The 16,402-nt window shown below is 61.5% G+C and carries 14 protein-coding genes, 1 tRNA gene and 1 pseudogene; 10 read left to right on the top strand and 6 right to left on the bottom strand.

The window, feature by feature from the left end:
- The first annotated feature begins 55 nt into the window (after window positions 1-55).
- Genes purD through LK440_RS04900 form a run of 6 tightly spaced genes read left to right on the top strand, consistent with a single transcriptional unit; the run spans window position 56 to window position 4,399 of the window.
- Entirely contained in the window at window positions 56-1,357 is a 1,302-nt protein-coding gene (gene purD / locus LK440_RS04925; RefSeq protein WP_005014730.1) for a phosphoribosylamine--glycine ligase, read from the top strand.
- A gap of 7 nt (window positions 1,358-1,364) precedes the next feature.
- Window positions 1,365-2,273, top strand: a complete 909-nt coding sequence (gene hemF / locus LK440_RS04920; protein WP_005014740.1) for an oxygen-dependent coproporphyrinogen oxidase — start codon at window positions 1,365-1,367, stop codon at window positions 2,271-2,273.
- Window positions 2,270-2,863: a nicotinate-nucleotide adenylyltransferase gene (gene nadD / locus LK440_RS04915; protein ID WP_005014741.1), complete on the top strand. Its 594-nt coding sequence runs from the start codon at window positions 2,270-2,272 to the stop codon at window positions 2,861-2,863. Before hemF ends, nadD begins: the two co-directional genes overlap by 4 nt.
- A 43-nt stretch (window positions 2,864-2,906) precedes the next feature.
- Complete coding sequence (gene rsfS, locus LK440_RS04910; RefSeq protein WP_005014744.1) at window positions 2,907-3,320, top strand: ribosome silencing factor; 414 nt, start codon at window positions 2,907-2,909, stop codon at window positions 3,318-3,320.
- Window positions 3,317-3,787, top strand: coding sequence for a 23S rRNA (pseudouridine(1915)-N(3))-methyltransferase RlmH (gene rlmH, locus LK440_RS04905; protein ID WP_005014747.1), 471 nt, complete (start codon window positions 3,317-3,319; stop codon window positions 3,785-3,787). The genes rsfS and rlmH overlap by 4 nt, the downstream gene beginning before the upstream one ends.
- A gap of 6 nt (window positions 3,788-3,793) precedes the next feature.
- Window positions 3,794-4,399 carry a Maf family protein gene (locus tag LK440_RS04900; RefSeq protein ID WP_005014748.1) on the top strand — a complete coding sequence of 202 codons (606 nt, stop codon included), beginning with the start codon at window positions 3,794-3,796 and terminating at the stop codon, window positions 4,397-4,399.
- A 55-nt stretch (window positions 4,400-4,454) separates the two neighbouring features.
- On the opposite strand, the pseudogene LK440_RS04895 reads toward LK440_RS04900, so the two are convergent.
- Window positions 4,455-5,810: pseudogene (locus LK440_RS04895) on the bottom strand (dicarboxylate/amino acid:cation symporter).
- A 390-nt stretch (window positions 5,811-6,200) separates the two neighbouring features.
- On the opposite strand from LK440_RS04895, the gene LK440_RS04890 reads away from it, so the two are divergent.
- Both LK440_RS04890 and LK440_RS04885 read left to right on the top strand, forming a co-directional pair.
- Window positions 6,201-7,985: an ATP-binding protein gene (locus tag LK440_RS04890; RefSeq protein ID WP_005014750.1), complete on the top strand. Its 1,785-nt coding sequence runs from the start codon at window positions 6,201-6,203 to the stop codon at window positions 7,983-7,985.
- Window positions 7,982-9,367, top strand: coding sequence for a sigma-54-dependent transcriptional regulator (locus LK440_RS04885; RefSeq protein ID WP_005014753.1), 1,386 nt, complete (start codon window positions 7,982-7,984; stop codon window positions 9,365-9,367). Before LK440_RS04890 ends, LK440_RS04885 begins: the two co-directional genes overlap by 4 nt.
- On the opposite strand, the gene LK440_RS04880 is transcribed toward LK440_RS04885, so the two are convergent.
- From LK440_RS04880 to LK440_RS04870, 3 genes are all read right to left on the bottom strand, one after another.
- Complete coding sequence (locus LK440_RS04880; protein WP_005014754.1) at window positions 9,353-10,315, bottom strand: threo-3-hydroxy-L-aspartate ammonia-lyase; 963 nt, start codon at window positions 10,313-10,315, stop codon at window positions 9,353-9,355. The genes LK440_RS04885 and LK440_RS04880 overlap by 15 nt on opposite strands.
- Window positions 10,316-10,384: 69 nt before the next feature.
- Window positions 10,385-11,014, bottom strand: coding sequence for a helix-turn-helix transcriptional regulator (locus tag LK440_RS04875; protein ID WP_005014755.1), 630 nt, complete (start codon window positions 11,012-11,014; stop codon window positions 10,385-10,387).
- A 37-nt stretch (window positions 11,015-11,051) separates the two neighbouring features.
- On the bottom strand, window positions 11,052-12,260 hold the full coding sequence (locus LK440_RS04870; RefSeq protein ID WP_005014759.1) for a YbfB/YjiJ family MFS transporter: 1,209 nt from the start codon (window positions 12,258-12,260) through the stop codon (window positions 11,052-11,054).
- 121 nt (window positions 12,261-12,381) lie between these two features.
- On the opposite strand from LK440_RS04870, the gene LK440_RS04865 reads away from it, so the two are divergent.
- Entirely contained in the window at window positions 12,382-12,951 is a 570-nt protein-coding gene (locus LK440_RS04865; protein ID WP_005014760.1) for a TetR/AcrR family transcriptional regulator, read from the top strand.
- A 173-nt stretch (window positions 12,952-13,124) separates the two neighbouring features.
- Complete coding sequence (locus LK440_RS04860) at window positions 13,125-14,636, top strand: class I SAM-dependent methyltransferase (protein ID WP_025341169.1); 1,512 nt, start codon at window positions 13,125-13,127, stop codon at window positions 14,634-14,636.
- A gap of 303 nt (window positions 14,637-14,939) precedes the next feature.
- On the opposite strand, the gene LK440_RS04855 is transcribed toward LK440_RS04860, so the two are convergent.
- The gene (locus LK440_RS04855; RefSeq protein ID WP_005011985.1) at window positions 14,940-16,160 is read right to left on the bottom strand and encodes an ISL3 family transposase; all 1,221 of its coding nucleotides are present in this window, start codon (window positions 16,158-16,160) and stop codon (window positions 14,940-14,942) included.
- Window positions 16,161-16,284: 124 nt separating this feature from the next.
- Window positions 16,285-16,361 (bottom strand) — tRNA-Arg (locus LK440_RS04850).
- Between the last annotated feature and the right edge of the window lie 41 nt (window positions 16,362-16,402).

Raw genomic sequence — 16,402 nt, 5'->3', positions numbered from 1 at the left:
CCGACTGGCTCCCGCGCCCTCGCCGGGCGGCAACACCTTTCAGATTCTCCGCAACATGAAACTCCTGGTAATCGGCTCGGGCGGCCGCGAACATGCCCTTGCATGGCGTCTGGCCCGCTCGCCACGCGTGCATAGGGTCTATGTGGCGCCGGGTAACGGCGGCACGCAGACGGGCGACCAGCTGGAAAACATCGCGCTTACCCAGCCCGAAGAACTTGCTGATTTCGTGCAGCGAGAGGGCGTCTCGCTGACCGTCGTCGGCCCCGAAGCCCCCCTGGCTGCCGGCGTGGTGGACGTATTCCGTGCGCGCGGCCTGAAGATCTTCGGCCCGACCAAGGCGGCAGCCCAACTGGAGAGCTCCAAGGATTTCGCCAAGGCGTTCATGGTGCGCCACAACATCCCCACGGCACGCTACCAGACCTTTACCGACCCGGTGCAGGCCCATGCCTATATCGACCAGGAAGGCGCGCCAATCGTCATCAAGGCCGATGGTCTGGCCGCGGGCAAAGGTGTCGTCGTTGCCGCCAGCCTCGAAGAGGCGCACGCCGCCATTGACGCCATGCTGGGCGATGGCTCGCTGGGCAATGCCGGCGCACGCGTAGTGATCGAAGAGTGCCTGGTCGGTGAAGAAGCCAGCTTCATTGTCATGGTCGACGGCCGCAACGTCCTGGCGCTGGCGACCAGCCAGGATCACAAGCGCCTGCAAGACGGCGACCAAGGCCCCAATACCGGCGGCATGGGCGCCTACTCGCCAGCGCCCATCGTCACGCCCGAACTGCATCATCGCATCATGCGCGAAATCATCCTGCCCACCGTGCAGGGCATGGCGCGCGACGGCATCCCGTATACGGGTTTTCTGTATGCCGGCCTGATGATCGCCCCCGGTGATGATCCAGACCGCTCGATCAAGACGCTGGAGTTCAACTGCCGCATGGGCGACCCGGAAACCCAGCCGATCATGATGCGCGTCAAGAGCGATCTGCTCGAAGCGCTCGAGCATGCGGTCGACGGCACCCTGGATCAAGCCGACATCATCTGGGATCGCCGCACCGCGCTAGGCGTGGTTCTGGCTTCGCACAATTACCCCGGCACGCCGCGCACCGGCGACGTGATCAACGGTTTGCCTGCCGAGACGGACGATTGCATGGTTTTTCACGCCGCCACCGAACGCGATGGCGATCAGATCAAGACCACCGGTGGGCGTGTGCTGTGCGTCACCGCGCTGGGTGACTCGGTGCGCATCGCGCGCGAGCGTGCCTACGAGGCGGTCAACGCCATCCATTTCGATGGCCGGCAATACCGCAGCGACATTGGTTGGCGTGCCCTGAAACCCTCCCAGCAAAAATCCAAAGCCTGATGTCTGCATGAGCGTCGACATATCCGCTGTCAAGCACTACCTGCTCGATCTGCAAAGCCGTATCGTCTCGGCGCTGGAGGCCGCTGGCGGCGAAGCTCTGCGTAGCGATAACTGGCAACGTCCCGAAGGCGGCGGCGGTCTGTCGCGCCTGATCGAAGGCGGTCGGTTGCTCGAGCGCGGGGCGGTCCTATTTAGCCATGTCACCGGCTCGCGCCTGCCCCCCTCGGCCAGTGCGCATCGCCCTGAACTGGCTGGCCGCTCCTGGGAGGCCATGGGCGTATCGATGGTTTTGCATCCACGTAATCCCTACGTGCCCACCACGCACATGAACGTACGCATGTTCGTGGCCAAAGCCAGGCCCGACCACGACGAACAGGATGTCTTCTGGTTTGGCGGGGGGCTGGATCTGACGCCTTACTATGCTTTCGAAGAAGATGCGCGTCATTTCCATGCTGCATGCCGTGATGCCCTCGCCCCGCATGGTCCGCACTACTACCCCCACTACAAGCGTTGGTGCGATGAGTACTTCTACCTCAAGCACCGTCAGGAAACCCGCGGCGTGGGTGGCATTTTCTTCGATGACCTGAACGATCCCGGCTTCGAGGCCAGCTTTGCGCTGACCCGTTCGGTCGGCGACAGTTTTCTCGGCGCCTATCTGCCCATCGTCGAACGTCGCCAGGCCCTGGCCTATGGCCAGCGTGAGCGCGATTTCCAGGCGTACCGGCGTGGCCGGTATGTCGAGTTCAACCTGGTCTTTGACCGGGGTACCTTGTTTGGCTTGCAGTCGGGCGGGCGCACCGAATCCATTCTGCTATCCATGCCACCGCAGGCGCAGTGGCGCTACGATTGGCAGCCCGAGCCCGGCACCCCCGAGGCCGAGTTGGCCGCCTTTCTCACGCCCCGGGATTGGGTGTGAAGCAAATCGGTCTTCTGGGGGGAAGCTTTGACCCCATCCATCTGGCACATCTGGCCTTGGCGCAGAGCGCGATGGCTCACCTGGGCCTGCACGAAGTGCAGTTCATCCCCGCTGCCAACCCCTGGCAACGCGCCCCCCTGCTGGCCAGCCCCGCTGACCGCCTAGCCATGATCAAGGCCGCCATTGCCGGGCAGCCCGGTCTGGCAGTCAACTCGACCGAAATCGATCGCGGCGGTGCGACCTATACGGTCGATACCGTGCGCGCGCTGCCCGCTGCCGCGACATTCACCTGGATCCTGGGTGCCGACCAACTGGCAAATTTCTGCACCTGGCGCGACTGGCAGGAAATCGTGCGCCGCGTGGACCTGGCGGTGGCAACCCGTCCGGGCACACCGCTGCAAGCGCCCGATGCGCTGGCTGTCTTGCTTGCGCAGCAGGGCAAATCCTTGCGCGAACTACCCTTTACCCCCATGGCGATATCGGCCTCCGACATCCGCCAACGCCTGGCCAGTGGCCAATCCACCGCGGGCCTGCTACCAGCGGCCGTTTCGCGCTACATCGCCGAGCACGGTCTCTACCTTGCCGCCTGAGCGGCGATCTTTCTTTTTACTCTCGCGGGTTATTATTTCAGCCATGGATATTCAAAAACTACAACGCGCCGTCATCGACGCCCTGGAAGACGTCAAGGCCCAGGACATCAAGGTCTTTAACACGACCCACCTGACCAGCCTGTTTGACCGTGTCGTCATTGCCAGTGCGACCTCCAACCGCCAAACCCGCGCGCTGGCCTCCAGCGCCGCCGATCGTGGCCGCGCGCTGGGCCTGACGGGCATCACCGTCGAGGGCGAAGACACCGGCGAATGGGTCGTTGTCGACTTGGGCGATATTGTCGTGCATCTGATGCAGCCGGCCATCCGTCAGTACTACAACCTCGAAGAGATCTGGGGCGGCAAACCCGTGCGACTCAAACTGTTGCCCGAGTCCACTCGCGCCGCGCCGATGGCGGGCAGCTACGACGCGGTCAGCGACGACGAAGATCCGGCATGAAATTGATAGTCGCTGTGGTCGGGACCCGGATGCCGGATTGGGTCCAGACCGCCTGGGACGACTATGCCAAGCGGTTGCCGGCCGATTGCGCGCTGGAACTGCGTGAAATCAAGCCCGAGCCGCGCACCAGCGGTAAAACCCCGGCACAGATGATGGCCGCCGAAGCGCGACGCATCGAAGCAGCGCTACCAGCAGGCAGCCTGCGTATCGCTCTGGACGAGCGTGGGCGGGATCTCGCCACGATAGCGCTGTCGCAGCAATTGGAAAAATGGCGCGGTGGCGGGCGCGATGTGGCATTTCTGGTTGGCGGCCCAGATGGACTGGATGCCAGCCTCAAGGCTTCGTGCGATGGGCTCATTCGCCTATCGTCGCTCACCTTACCCCACCCCATGGTACGGGTGCTCCTGGCCGAGCAGCTCTACCGTGCCTGGGCCATCATGACCAACCACCCCTATCACCGCGCCTGACCGTCCATGGACCGCCCTGCCCGTCTTTATCTCGCCTCTGCCAGCCCACGCCGCCGCGAGTTGCTGACTCAAATCGGTCTCGAACACATCGTCCTTCAAGTACCCGCCCCGGCTGGCGAGGATGAGCCTCAACATCCGGGAGAAACTCCGGCCGATTATGTGCGCCGTACGGCGCGCGAGAAAGCCGAACGCGGCCTCGCATGGATGGAGCATCAAGGTCTTCCCGTGCTCCCCTTGCTGGCGGCGGATACAACCGTCATGCTCGACGGCCAGGTTTTGGGCAAGCCCGCAGACCGAGCCGATGCTCTGCGCATGCTGGCATGTCTATCGGGGACAACGCACGAAGTCCACACAGCCGTAGTTCTGGCCCACGGTCAGACCTTGCATCAAGCGGTATCTATCACCGAGGTCAGCATGCGGCCGCTTTCCCGCGCCGAATGCGAACGCTACTGCGATAGCGGCGAGCCTTTCGGCAAAGCAGGGTCGTACGGGATTCAGGGCTTAGCCGGCAGTTTCATCCGCCATATCAGCGGCAGCTACAGTGGTGTCATGGGGCTGCCGCTCTTTGAAACGTCCGAGCTTTTGGGCCATGCCGGCATCGCCTTGCCCTGAAAAAAAAACACCGGGGCTTGCCCCCGGTGCCTGTCTTCTTCTGGCCGCTGTAGCCTTAACCTGCCTGCTTGGCCTGCTTGGCCTGCTTGGCCTGCTTGGCCTGTTCGGCAGCCGGCGCAGCACGTGAACCCTCGAGCGCCACCTGCAGGGCATCCTTGTCCAACTCGCCTTCCCAACGCGCCACGACAATCGAGGCGGTAGCGTTGCCCACCAGATTGGTCAGCGCACGGCATTCAGACATGAAACGGTCGACCCCCAGAATCAAGGCCATACCCGCCACCGGGACAGTCGGGACCACCGACAACGTGGCCGCCAGCGTAATGAAGTCCGCACCCGTCACGCCCGCGGCCCCCTTGGAACTCAGCATCGCCACCAACAGCAGCAGGATCTGATCGCCCAACGTAAGCGGAATGTCACAAGCCTGTGCGATAAACAACGCGGCCATGGTCATATAGATGTTGGTTCCATCCAGGTTGAAGGAGTAGCCCGTCGGCACGACCAGGCCCACCACGGATTTCGAACACCCGGCGCGCTCCATTTTTTGCATCAGCGTGGGCAGCGCCGCCTCCGACGAGCTCGTACCCAACACCAGCAGGAGCTCTTCGCGGATATAACGCACCAGTTTCAGGATGGAAAAACCGTTATAACGCGCCACCAGCCCCAGGACCACAACCACGAACAATATCGAGGTAACGTAGAAGGTTCCTACCAGCATCGCCAGGTTGACCACGGACTTGATGCCATATTTGCCTATCGTAAAAGCCATGGCGCCGAAGGCGCCAATGGGTGCAGCCTTCATCAACAGCGCAACCAGCTTGAAAACCGGCAACGACAGGACCGTCAGAAAATCCGTCACGGGCTTGGCGCGTTACCCGACCAACGCCAGCGCAACACCGAACAGGACGGCGACGAACAGCACCTGGAGAATATCGCCGGTCACAAACGGGCTGACGATGGTGGTCGGAATGATATTGAGCAGAAAGCCGGTGATGGTCGAGTCATGGGCCTTGGTCACATAATCGGCCACCGCTTTCTGGTCGAGCGTAGTCGGATCGATGTGCAGGCCTGCGCCTGGCTGCACGATATGACTCACCACCAGACCCAGAATGAGGGCAAGTGTGGAAAACACCAGAAAATACAACATGGCCTTGCCGGCCACGCGCCCCACTTTCTTGAGGTCGCTCATGGCGGCGATGCCTGTGCTAACCGTCAGGAAAATCACGGGTGCGATGATCATTTTCACCAGCTTGATGAAACCATCGCCCAGAGGCTTCATGGCATCGGCCAGATCCGGCCGGAAATACCCCAGCAAAATGCCGATCACAATGGCTACTATCACCTGCACATACAGGATTTGATAAAACTTCTGTTTGCGCACCGGCCTGCCAGCGCTTTGATCGATTTCGATCATCGGGATTGTCCCCACCTGTTTCCGCATCGTCTATTGCAACGCAACATGAGTCGACGCGCTTGTTTTTGCAATGGTTCGGCCGCGCACCACGCGCGGCCCTGCTTCGATAAATGCAAGTTTCGTGCCGGTTCAGGGTACCAAAAATCGAGTGGCAAGCAGTTGATCTGGCGTCATTTTTTTTAACCACGAGAAGTACTGCCGCGCGGCGCTGGCGGCAGACCGCACACGCCTGCTATAGAATGTGCGGAATTCCACACACTCCTCGTCGTGTACACCCCGCTCTCCTCATCTCCGCCTCGCGCCGCCCACGCCGCGAATGCTGCATCGCAACGTCGACATCGATGGTCTGGCGCAGCGGTCTGGGCGCTTGCTGCACTGGCGCTGCTGCTATTGATTCTGCTGGCGGCCACCCAGTGGGCGGAGAGTCGCGCTTTACGCGAGGTAGCCGCAAGAGCCGATGCCACCACACAGTTGAACACCGTCGCGCTGCGTAGCAGCCTGGAGAAATTTCGCGCCGTTCCGCACGTGCTGGCCCGCGATGCCGAAGTGCACCAGGCTCTGACCGAACGCCGTCAGTCGGCCGTCGAAATCCTGGATGCCAAACTGGCCGAGATCAGTCACGCCGTCGGTTCCTCAGCCATCTACATCCTTGACCGCCAGGGGGTGGCCGTTGCCGCGAGCAACTGGCGCGAACCGGCCACGTTCGTGGGGGTCGACTATCAGTTCCGCCCCTACTTTCAGCGTGCGATGGCCGACGGTCAGGCAGAGTACTTCGCCCTGGGTACGATCAGCCACGAAGCGGGCCTGTATATTTCCCGGCGCATCGATGACGTCGCAGGCCATCCCCTTGGCGTCGCCGTACTCAAAATGGACTTTCAACAGCAAGAGGCAGACTGGAAGGGGCTGCCCGATCCGCTATTCGTCACCGATGAACAAGGTGTCGTGCTCATCAGCAACGTACCGCAATGGCAATTTCACTCTATCGGTCCGTTGCCGGCCGCACTGACCGAACGCCTGCAGCAGAGTTTGCAGTTCGGCCAAGGAGCCGTCACCGAACTGCCGCTGGCACCCAGCCTGGCCGACGGCACTGCGCACGCGCTCACGCGTAACACGGCGGCAGCGCTGACGATGCCGCCTGGCACCTTACTCATGCACAGCGCCCGTGCGGTACCCGCCTCGCCGAACTGGACATTGCACACCCTGGTGCCGGTGCAAGCCAGCACCCGGCGCGCCATATCCAATATTCAACTGACCGTAGTGTTGATCATGGCTTTCGCCTACGCCGGCGGTGGCTTGATGTTTTATCGCCGTCGCCTGCTGCGCGAGCGCGTCCGCGCCCAACTCAACGCCAAGGCCCGCCTGGAAAGGCGCGTCCGCATGCGCACCCGCCAACTGCGTCAAAGCAATGAGCAACTGGTCGCACAGATCGACGAGCGGCAACGCACTGAAACGCGCCTGCACGAAATGCAGGATGAGTTGGTGCAGGCCAACAAGCTAGCCCTCCTGGGACAGATAGCGGCAGGCGTGGCCCATGAAATCAATCAGCCGTTGTCGGCTATCCGCGCCTACGCCGATAACGCCCAGGCGTTCCTGAAGCGCGGCGATCCGCAGCATACCGAGGAAAACCTCCGCACCATCGCCGCCCTGACGGATCGCATCGGCAGCATTACGGGCGAGTTGCGGGCGTTTTCGCGCAAGGGCCGCGCCTGCATCACCGATCTGCCCGTGCATCAGGCCATCGATGGTGCGTTGCTGCTCATGGGGCCGCGGCTACACCGGCAAGATGCCGTGCTCGCGTACACGGCTGCCCCCCCTGAGCTACGAGTGCGGGCAGACCGATCTCGCCTGGAGCAAGTGTTGGTCAACCTGCTGCAAAACGCGCTGGATGCCGCCACTCACCAGCCCCGCTTGACGCTGCGCGTACAGGCAGACGCTGATTTTATCCGCCTCAGTCTGACGGACAATGGTCCAGGCATCGCGCCGCAGATCTTGCAAAAACTGTTCACGCCGTTTCAGACCACCAAGGCCGAAGGCCTCGGGCTGGGTCTGGTGATCTGCCAGGACATTCTGACCGAGTGCGGCGCCACATTGGACGCCGCCAATACCCCGGAGGGCGGCGCCGTATTCGAAATCCTGCTGCGCCGCGCCCCCGACGCCCCCGATCTAACCTCATGAATCCCCTTTCCCAACCCGCCCTGGACCAAAGCACACCTGAAGTCTTCGTGGTCGATGATGACCCGGATGCATTGCGCGCCTGTCTCCAGACGCTTCAAATGCGGGGGTTCTCCGTCCGGGGCTTCAGTTCGGCATTGCTTGCCTTGCCGCACATCAATCGCGATTTTGGCGGAGTCGTCGTCACGGATGTCCGCATGCCGGGCATGGATGGCATTTCCTTTTTGCTGCGCTTGCGCGACATCGATGCGGACATCCCCGTCATTCTGGTGACCGGCCACGGTGACATCGCCATGGCGGTGCAGGCCATGCGCGACGGCGCCTATGATTTTCTGGCCAAGCCCTACCCCGCGGATCTGCTTCTGGCCGCCATAGACCGTGCGGCCGAAAAATGCCGCCTGGTATTGAGCAACCGCCAGTTGCGGGAAGCGGCTGCCCACGCCATGGACGAAGATATCCCGTTCATCGGCGTGACGCCTGCCATGCAGCGCATCAAACAGACGTTGCGTCAGATCGCCGACGCGGATGTGGACGTGCTCATCGAAGGCGAAACCGGCACGGGCAAAGAAGTAGTGGCCACCATGCTGCACAGGTTGTCGCATAGACGCGACCACCCTCTGGTGGCGATCAACTGCGGCGCGCTGCCCGAAACCGTCATCGAATCAGAGCTCTTCGGCCATGAGCCGGGCGCTTTTACCGGTGCCCAGAAAAAACGCATCGGGCGCATCGAGTACGCCAGCGGCGGCACGCTGTTTCTCGATGAAATCGAAAGCATGCCGCTGGCCTTACAGGTCAAACTTTTACGCGTACTGGAAGGCCGTCAGGTCGCCCCGCTGGGCACCAATGAAGTGCGCTCGGTCGATCTGCGCGTGGTTGCGGCAACAAAGACAGACCTCAGCGCCGAGGCCATGCGGGCGAGTTTCCGCGAGGACCTTTTCTACCGTCTTAACGTGGTCACGCTGCATCTGCCGCCATTACGTGAGCGCCGTGCGGATATTGCACTGCTATTTGCTCACTTTACCGCTCAGGCCGCCAGGCGGTTTCATCGCGAGGCGCCCGCTATCACCGAGGATGTCCGCCATCATCTGGCCACTCATCGCTGGCCCGGCAACATCCGCGAGCTGGCACACTTTGCCGAACGCTTTGTGCTGGGGGGGCTCAACCCGCCCGTGAGCCAATCGCACCCAGAGCCGGGGTTGAGTCTGCCCCAGCGCATGGAGCAATTTGAAGCGCAGATCATCCGCCAGACACTGGCCTCGCATCGGGGCGAGGTCAAAGCGACAATGGCCGCCCTGGGCTTGCCGCGCAAGACCTTCTACGACAAGCTGCAACGCCATGGCATAGACCGGCAGGACTATGCCAGCGCGGACTCAGGCACGCAGTAGCTCGCAAAAACGCGCCATGTCGACGTTGCCGCCACTGATGATCACGCCGACGCGTTTGCCAGCCAGTTGCTCGCGAGCCTGGCGTACGGCGGCCAGCCCCAGGCATCCGGTGGGTTCGGCAACCAACTTGAGAAACTGGGCCAGGTACCGCATCTCGGCCACCAATTGTGCGTCATTGACCGTCACAATGTCCGTCACGTCGCGACGGATGATCTCGAAGGTGTATTGCCCCAGGTGCTGGGTCTGAGCGCCATCGGCAATCGTCTTGGGCGTGTCGATATGAACGACTTTCCCGGCACGCAACGATTGCTGGCCATCATTGCCCGCCTCGGGTTCCACACCATAGACCTTGCAATCAGCAGACAAGGCCTTGGCCGACAACAAGGAACCCGACAACAGGCCGCCGCCGCCCAGATTCACGAACAAGGCATCGAGCTGTCCAACCTCCTCGAACAACTCCTTGGCTGCGGTACCCTGCCCGGCAATGACATCGGGATGGTCATAAGGCGGGATTTGTGTGAGGCCTTGCTCTTCGGAGAACTTGCGGCTGATGGCTTCACGGTCCTCGGTATAGCGGTTGTAGAACACCACGTTTCCACCATAGCCCTTGGTCGCTGCGACTTTGGATGCAGGCGCATCCTCCGGCATGATGATGGTAGCCGGTATGCCCAGCAGCGACGCCGACAGCGCCACGGCCTGAGCGTGGTTACCGGACGAAAAGGCCACCACACCGGCGCGGCGTTGCGCGTCATTCAAGCGCGACAGAGCATTGAAGCCGCCACGGAACTTGAACGCTCCCATACGCTGGAGGTTTTCGCATTTGATGAACAACTCCAGGCCCAACTCCTGGTTCAGGCGGCGCGAGGTTGCCACGGGCGTGCGATGGGCGTGGCCCTGCAGACGCTCGGCGGCGGCCGCTACGTCGGCGTAAGTCGGAAGGTTTTGCATGGTCGAATTCACCGGTAGGTCTTGAAGATTTAACGAAAAACCATCCCGGCGCACGCCGGGGCATGGCACTTATTTAGCATCGCCATACACCGTGGCTCGCGACACGCCCAGATGTTGCGCCACGACTTCCACGGCGCGGCGCACGTCCAGGTAGCCTTCCTTCTTGAGTTCGCGCAACAACTGGCGACGCTCTTCGGGCTTGAGCGAACGCGGCGTGCTGGCCAGCCGGGCCGCAAACTGATCGATGCGCATGCGCAGTGCCTGTACACCGGGCGGATCCAGCGTTTCCTGCGCCGCCGCACCGTCAGCCAGAGTGCTGAATTGACCCAACAGGCTCTGCATGCTGCGAAACAACGTGAGATCGACATTCAGGCACAGCGCGGCCACGTAGGTACCGCTGCTGTCCTTGATCCCGATCGAGGTGCTCTTGGCCTGCCTGCCATCGGCGAACTGGTTGGCATAGTTGGCCACCACCTGCGGAAATCCAGCGTCGGCAATGCGAGCCAGACCCAGCTCCGTGGTCGGATCGCCGGCCTGGCGCCCTGACAGATTGTTATGGATGGCAAGAATGGAGTGCGTCGGATCACGCAGGTCGTGCAGCACCACTTCGCAAAACGGCGCGAAGGTCTGACTCAGGCCGCAGGCGATATGTTGCAATTGGTCGAGCAACGCCTGTTGCTCGACCGCGCGTGGTGACATAGACATATGTAATATGTGTCTATTATTAGACTTTTTGTCAAGCCACTTTGTTTTCGCGCTGCAGTGCCGTGTACCCAAAATCCATCAGAAACGTCAAGCCCATGAAGCCAGCACCCAGCTCGAACAACAAGGCATAGCGGCCATCGGTATGGTTGAACAGAGCAGAGTAGCCATAAGCACTCGCGGCCTGCAACACCGCAAAAGCGGTCGTCGCCCGGCTCCATACCGCCGCTTGCTGCGCCGCGCCGGCCATCCACTGATGGATACGCGCCAGCATGGTCGGCGCTATGCCCGACGGAAACGTACCGAGTAGCAACGTCAGACACGCCAGAACCCCGTGGTGGTCGACCTGTGCCAGGGCCAGCATCGCCAACATTTGCGACGACAGCATCATTCGCAACGTAAGCGTAGCGCCGAAACGGTCGATCAACAGCCTATACAACGCCGGCCCCAACATGGCTCCTACTCCGTACAGCACCCAGAAATACGCTCCTTCGCTGGCTCCCAGACGCTGACCGCGCGCGATGAAATCGACCAGAAACACCATCACGGGCACGAAGGCCGCTGCCATGAGGGCGTACTGAACATAGAGCAGCGCGACGGTCGCGGTACGTGCAGCAGCAGGCCGCGCAAGGCAGGTGCTGCCCGCCGGGCCGCTCCGGGGGACTGCCGGGGGCCAGGCTCGCCAGCTCGCCAACGTCAACACAGCCGTAAACACGGCCAACCCCAGCCAGGTGACGCGTAAATCCCAGTGCATCAACCACGGCACCAGGGTGCCCGAGACCACCACGCCCAACCCTGCGCCAACAAAGATCACTCCGCTGGCCAGCCCGCGCCGGGCAACAGGGACATGCGGCAACAAGGTCGATGCAATCAGCACCATCACAACGCCACCGGCGATACCGGAAAGCAAGCGCCAGATGAAAAACCAACTCAGCGACAATGGAAAGGCGCAACCGACGAAGGACGCGGCCACCAGCACCAACATCAGACGCAGCACGTTGACATCCGGCCATCGACGCGCCAGCGCACGCCCACTCAACGCGCCCACCAGATATCCTGCCAAGTTGGCCGCACCGAGATAGACGGCGTCGGCGGCCGAGAACCAATGCGCCTCGATCAAAGCCGGCAGCAACGGGGTGTAGACAAAGCGAGCCGGCCCAATGCTGATGAGGCTGGCACAGAACCCCGCAAAAACGAGGCAAAGCACAAAACGGAACTCGCGGGACACACGGGGTACAGACATGGCGCAACACCCAAGAAACCGCCGGTGTTCCCGGCATTTTTGACACTCTAGTCAAATTTGACACCAATGACAAGAATGCCGTCTAATACCCCTACGCAGACATGGACAATGCGAGGACAGCGTGGCAGGCGTACGCCAATTCGATGAAGACCTCTTGCTGGATCAGGCTCTGGCGGTGTTCTGGCAGCATGGCTATTCCGACACCACCATGCAGGAACTTGCCGCGGCCACAGGGGTGCAGCGCGGCTCGCTCTACAACGCGTACGGCGACAAGGAAACCTTGTTCTTGCGCGTGTTTGAACGCTATCGCGCCTATTGGGTCGATGCCACGCGGCGCGTTCTCGAGGCGGCCGGCGCCCGTGACGCGCTCGACGGCTTTCTCTGCCTGCTCATCGGATCGCTGACCAACGAAACGCCGGCGCGCAGTTGCATGTCGACCAAGACGGCCATGGGGCCAGATATCGACGATCCTGTCATCCGGGATGCCCTGACCGGCCTGCTGGATGATCTCGAAACCCTGTTTGTCCAACGCCTGGCAAGCGCCGCGCCCGAGTTGCGGTTACCCCCACCCGAGGCGGCGCGGCTGTTCATCACCGCTACCCGGGGTTTGGTCGTGATTGAACGTCTTTATCGAGACAGGGCGCGTTTGCGGCAGACGGCCGATACGCTGCTCGACGCACTCTTTAACTAGCGGCTGCGCGAGGTTCGCCGCGGTCCAGGCTAGTGACAACGGCGATTGCCGCCAGGACGACAGCCCCGCAGCACATTCACCCTGGCCCGCTAGGATATGACCGAATTATCACATCAAGCCCCGGCTGCGCCATGGCCTGCGCGCATGATTTGCCATTTGTTTGGCAGCCGACCATGCAAGCCTGGAATGCCGGTTACATTACCGAAGTCCCCTATACCTACGGCTACTACCGTGAGCTCAATCCCCTCTGGCTCAGATTCGTCATGGGCCTGGCGGGCTACCGCTTCCCGACTAGCGGTCACGCCTGCGAACTGGGTTTCGGCCAAGGACTGAGCATCAACATCCATGCCAGTGCCACAGGCTGGCACTGGCATGGTACGGACTTCAATCCCGCGCAGGTCGCCTTCGCGCAGGAGCTGGCCCGGGCCGCAGGCCACCCAGCCACCCTGTGCGATGACGCGTTCGAAGAATTTGTCGGCCGCCCGGACCTGCCCAACTTTGACTTTATCGCGCTGCACGGCATCTGGTCCTGGATACAGGATGACAGCCGCCAGGCCATTCTCGATCTCATCCGCCGCAAACTCAACGTCGGCGGAGTGGTTTATTTGAGTTACAACGCCTTGCCCGGGTGGGCACCCATGCTACCCGTGCGTCACTTGCTTGCCAGCCATGCCCGCAGCAATGGCGGTCCCTTGCGCGAGCGCGCACAACAGGCACTGGATTTCTGCGAGCGTCTGCTGGCAACCGACCCTATCTACCAGCAGATCGCACCGTTGATCAAAGAAAGAGTCCCGGCTCTGCGCGACCACCCCATCGAGTATCTGTTGCACGAATACTTCAACCATCAATGGGAGCCCCAGATCTTCAGTGGTCTGGCCTCGTCGCTGAAGACCGCCAAATTGGACTACGCGTGCAGCGCGGACCCTTTCGATCACGTCGAGGCACTGCACACGACAGCCGAGCAGCAGTCCGTGCTGGCGGCGCTGACGGACCCTCTGGTGCGGGAGGACGCCCGCGACGTGATGGTGGGAAGAAGTTTTCGCAAAGACTGCTGGATCAAGGGCGCACGGCTGCTGCCGCCCGAAGAAAGGCAAACCCTCATCGAACAACAGCGCATCGCGCTATGCTCGCCACGCTCGGCCATCTCCATGACCGTGCGCGGTGCCACCCGCGAAGCCACCATGAAAGAAGCCGTCCATGAGCCCCTGCTCGAGGCATTCGAACAGCACGGCCCTCTGACCATCGGGGAGCTGCAATCCCGGCTGCAGGCGCAAGACATCGCTACATCCCAAACGATCGAGGCGCTGCTCGTTCTGGCTGGCAGCGGTCACGTTCACCCCATCCAGGAAAGTACCGAGCGTACGCGGCGGTGCTGCCACGCCTTTAACAGTCATGTTCTGGCGCAAAACGGTGACATCCTCCAATACCTGGCCAGCCCGGTGACCGGCGGCGGTATCGCACTGGACCATGTCAGCCGACTGATGCTGCAGGCTGCGCAATCAGGAAATGAGCTCGACGCCTGGGTCCGGCATGTTTGGCAGCGGCTCGACAGCAGCGGACGACGCCTGATGAAAGATGGCACTGCCTTGCCCGATGCCGCCAGTAATCTGGCAGAACTGCGTACGCTGGCCGCAAATTTCCATGACCAACGGCTGCCCCTATTGCAGACGCTGGGCCTGATATGACCCCCGGGGTTTCACTAATACCGTGCTGTCCCAGGCTGATCGTCGGTGTTGGGACACGCTGACTTCCGAGCCCGTGGCTATCCCGGAGTGAGCCAACAAGTCATTGAAATAACATGACTTTCCCGCATTTCGTTCAGATCGGGCCCGGCTGTCGTCGCCACAGCGGCATTTTCCATAAGCAGCACGAATATGCAAAATAAATAAATAAATAGAATTTTTCTTATACCCGGGGGCAGACGTATAAATGCGGCGGCCATGCAGCAATCCCGCCCGCCTGTCTGCCTTTGAGAGAAAAAATGAGGTTCATCGAGGAATACCGGGGAATGCAGACCGGATCTTGAGGAAGAAGTACTCCTGATCGCGGTAGCCGTAGGCGCGGCGCTTGATGACTTTGATGGTGTTGTTGATGCCCTCGACGATGCTGGTGTTGAGCCGGTGGCGACAGCGAGACAGAATCCCGTGCAGATAGGCTTTTAGCTTGAGCGCGAAGTGAGCCAAGGCGGCGATGCCGCTGCCCTGAGCCTGTTGCAGCCAGTGATCCCATGCCTGGCGGGCGTAGCCGGGGTGTTGGTAGAACCACAGCTGTTTGAGCTCATCGCGCATCAGATAAGCGGTGAGCAAGGGCTGGTTGGCCTGGAGCAACTCGTCCAACTTTACCGATTGGCACGGATCGAGGTTTTTGCGATTGCGCAGCAGTAGCCAGCGACTGGACTTGATCACCCGGCGGGCCGGCTTGTCGTGCCGCAACTGGTTCGCTTGGTCTACACGCACCCGGTCTATCACTTCACGGCCGTACTTGGCCACGACGTGGAACAGGTCGTAGACGATCTCGGCGTTGGGGCAGTTGGCCTGGATCTCCAGCTCATAGGCCGTCGTCATGTCGATCGCTACGGCCCGGATCTGCTGGGCAACTCCAGTTGGCAGTTGTTCGAAGAAGGCTCTGGCCGTCTCGCGCGAGCGGCCATCACCGATCCATAGCACCTGACGGCGGATCGGATCGACAACGACCGTGGCATAACGATGGCCCTTGTGTAGAGCGAACTCGTCCATCGCTAGGTAGTGGATCTGGCTCCAGTCCGGCTCTTGGATCGCCCGTCGCAGCAGGGCCTTGTCCAGCGCCTTGACCGTGTGCCAACCCAGTTGGAAGAAGCGCGCCACGGCCAGAATGTTGCTGGACTCAAGCAACTGGCTGACCGCCTCGGCCAGCCGGTCGGTCACTCGCTGGTAACGGCCCAGCCAGCTCAGCCTCTCCAGATGCGGTCCACCGCACTGCTCGCACCAGACCCGCCGACGCGGCACTACCAGCGTCACTCGCAGCGCCATTAGCGGCAGATCCCGCACCCGGCGCGTGGTCGTCTCATGCACCTGCCGACATCGGTTGCCGCAGTGCTCGCAGTGCATCGTTCGCGCTGAAGGCTTCAGGTAAATCGTGACCGTCCGGCTCTCACCTTCAGGCCACACGACCCGCTCCACCCGATAACCTTCCCACCCACCCAACCTCTCGATCGTCTTGCGGTCCAGCATGATCCCGGCCTTGATCCTTGAAAAATCAAGGATCAAGCGTAACGGCAATCAAGCACGGCTCCACGCTATTCCGCGATGAACCTAAAAAAAATCCCGCAAGCATGGCTTGCGGGATTTCTCAATATGGCGCGCCCGGCAGGATTCGAACCCACGACCCCTTGGTTCGTAGCCAAGTACTCTATCCAACTGAGCTACGGGCGCAGAAGAAAGATTATAGCGTGTTTTTACCATTTGTCCAATTG

This window comes from Bordetella holmesii (assembly GCF_020735985.1).
Classification (GTDB): Bacteria; Pseudomonadota; Gammaproteobacteria; order Burkholderiales; family Burkholderiaceae_B; genus Bordetella; species Bordetella holmesii.
Note: the sequence above shows the minus strand (reverse complement) of the source record. Positions and strands in the feature narration are given on the sequence as shown.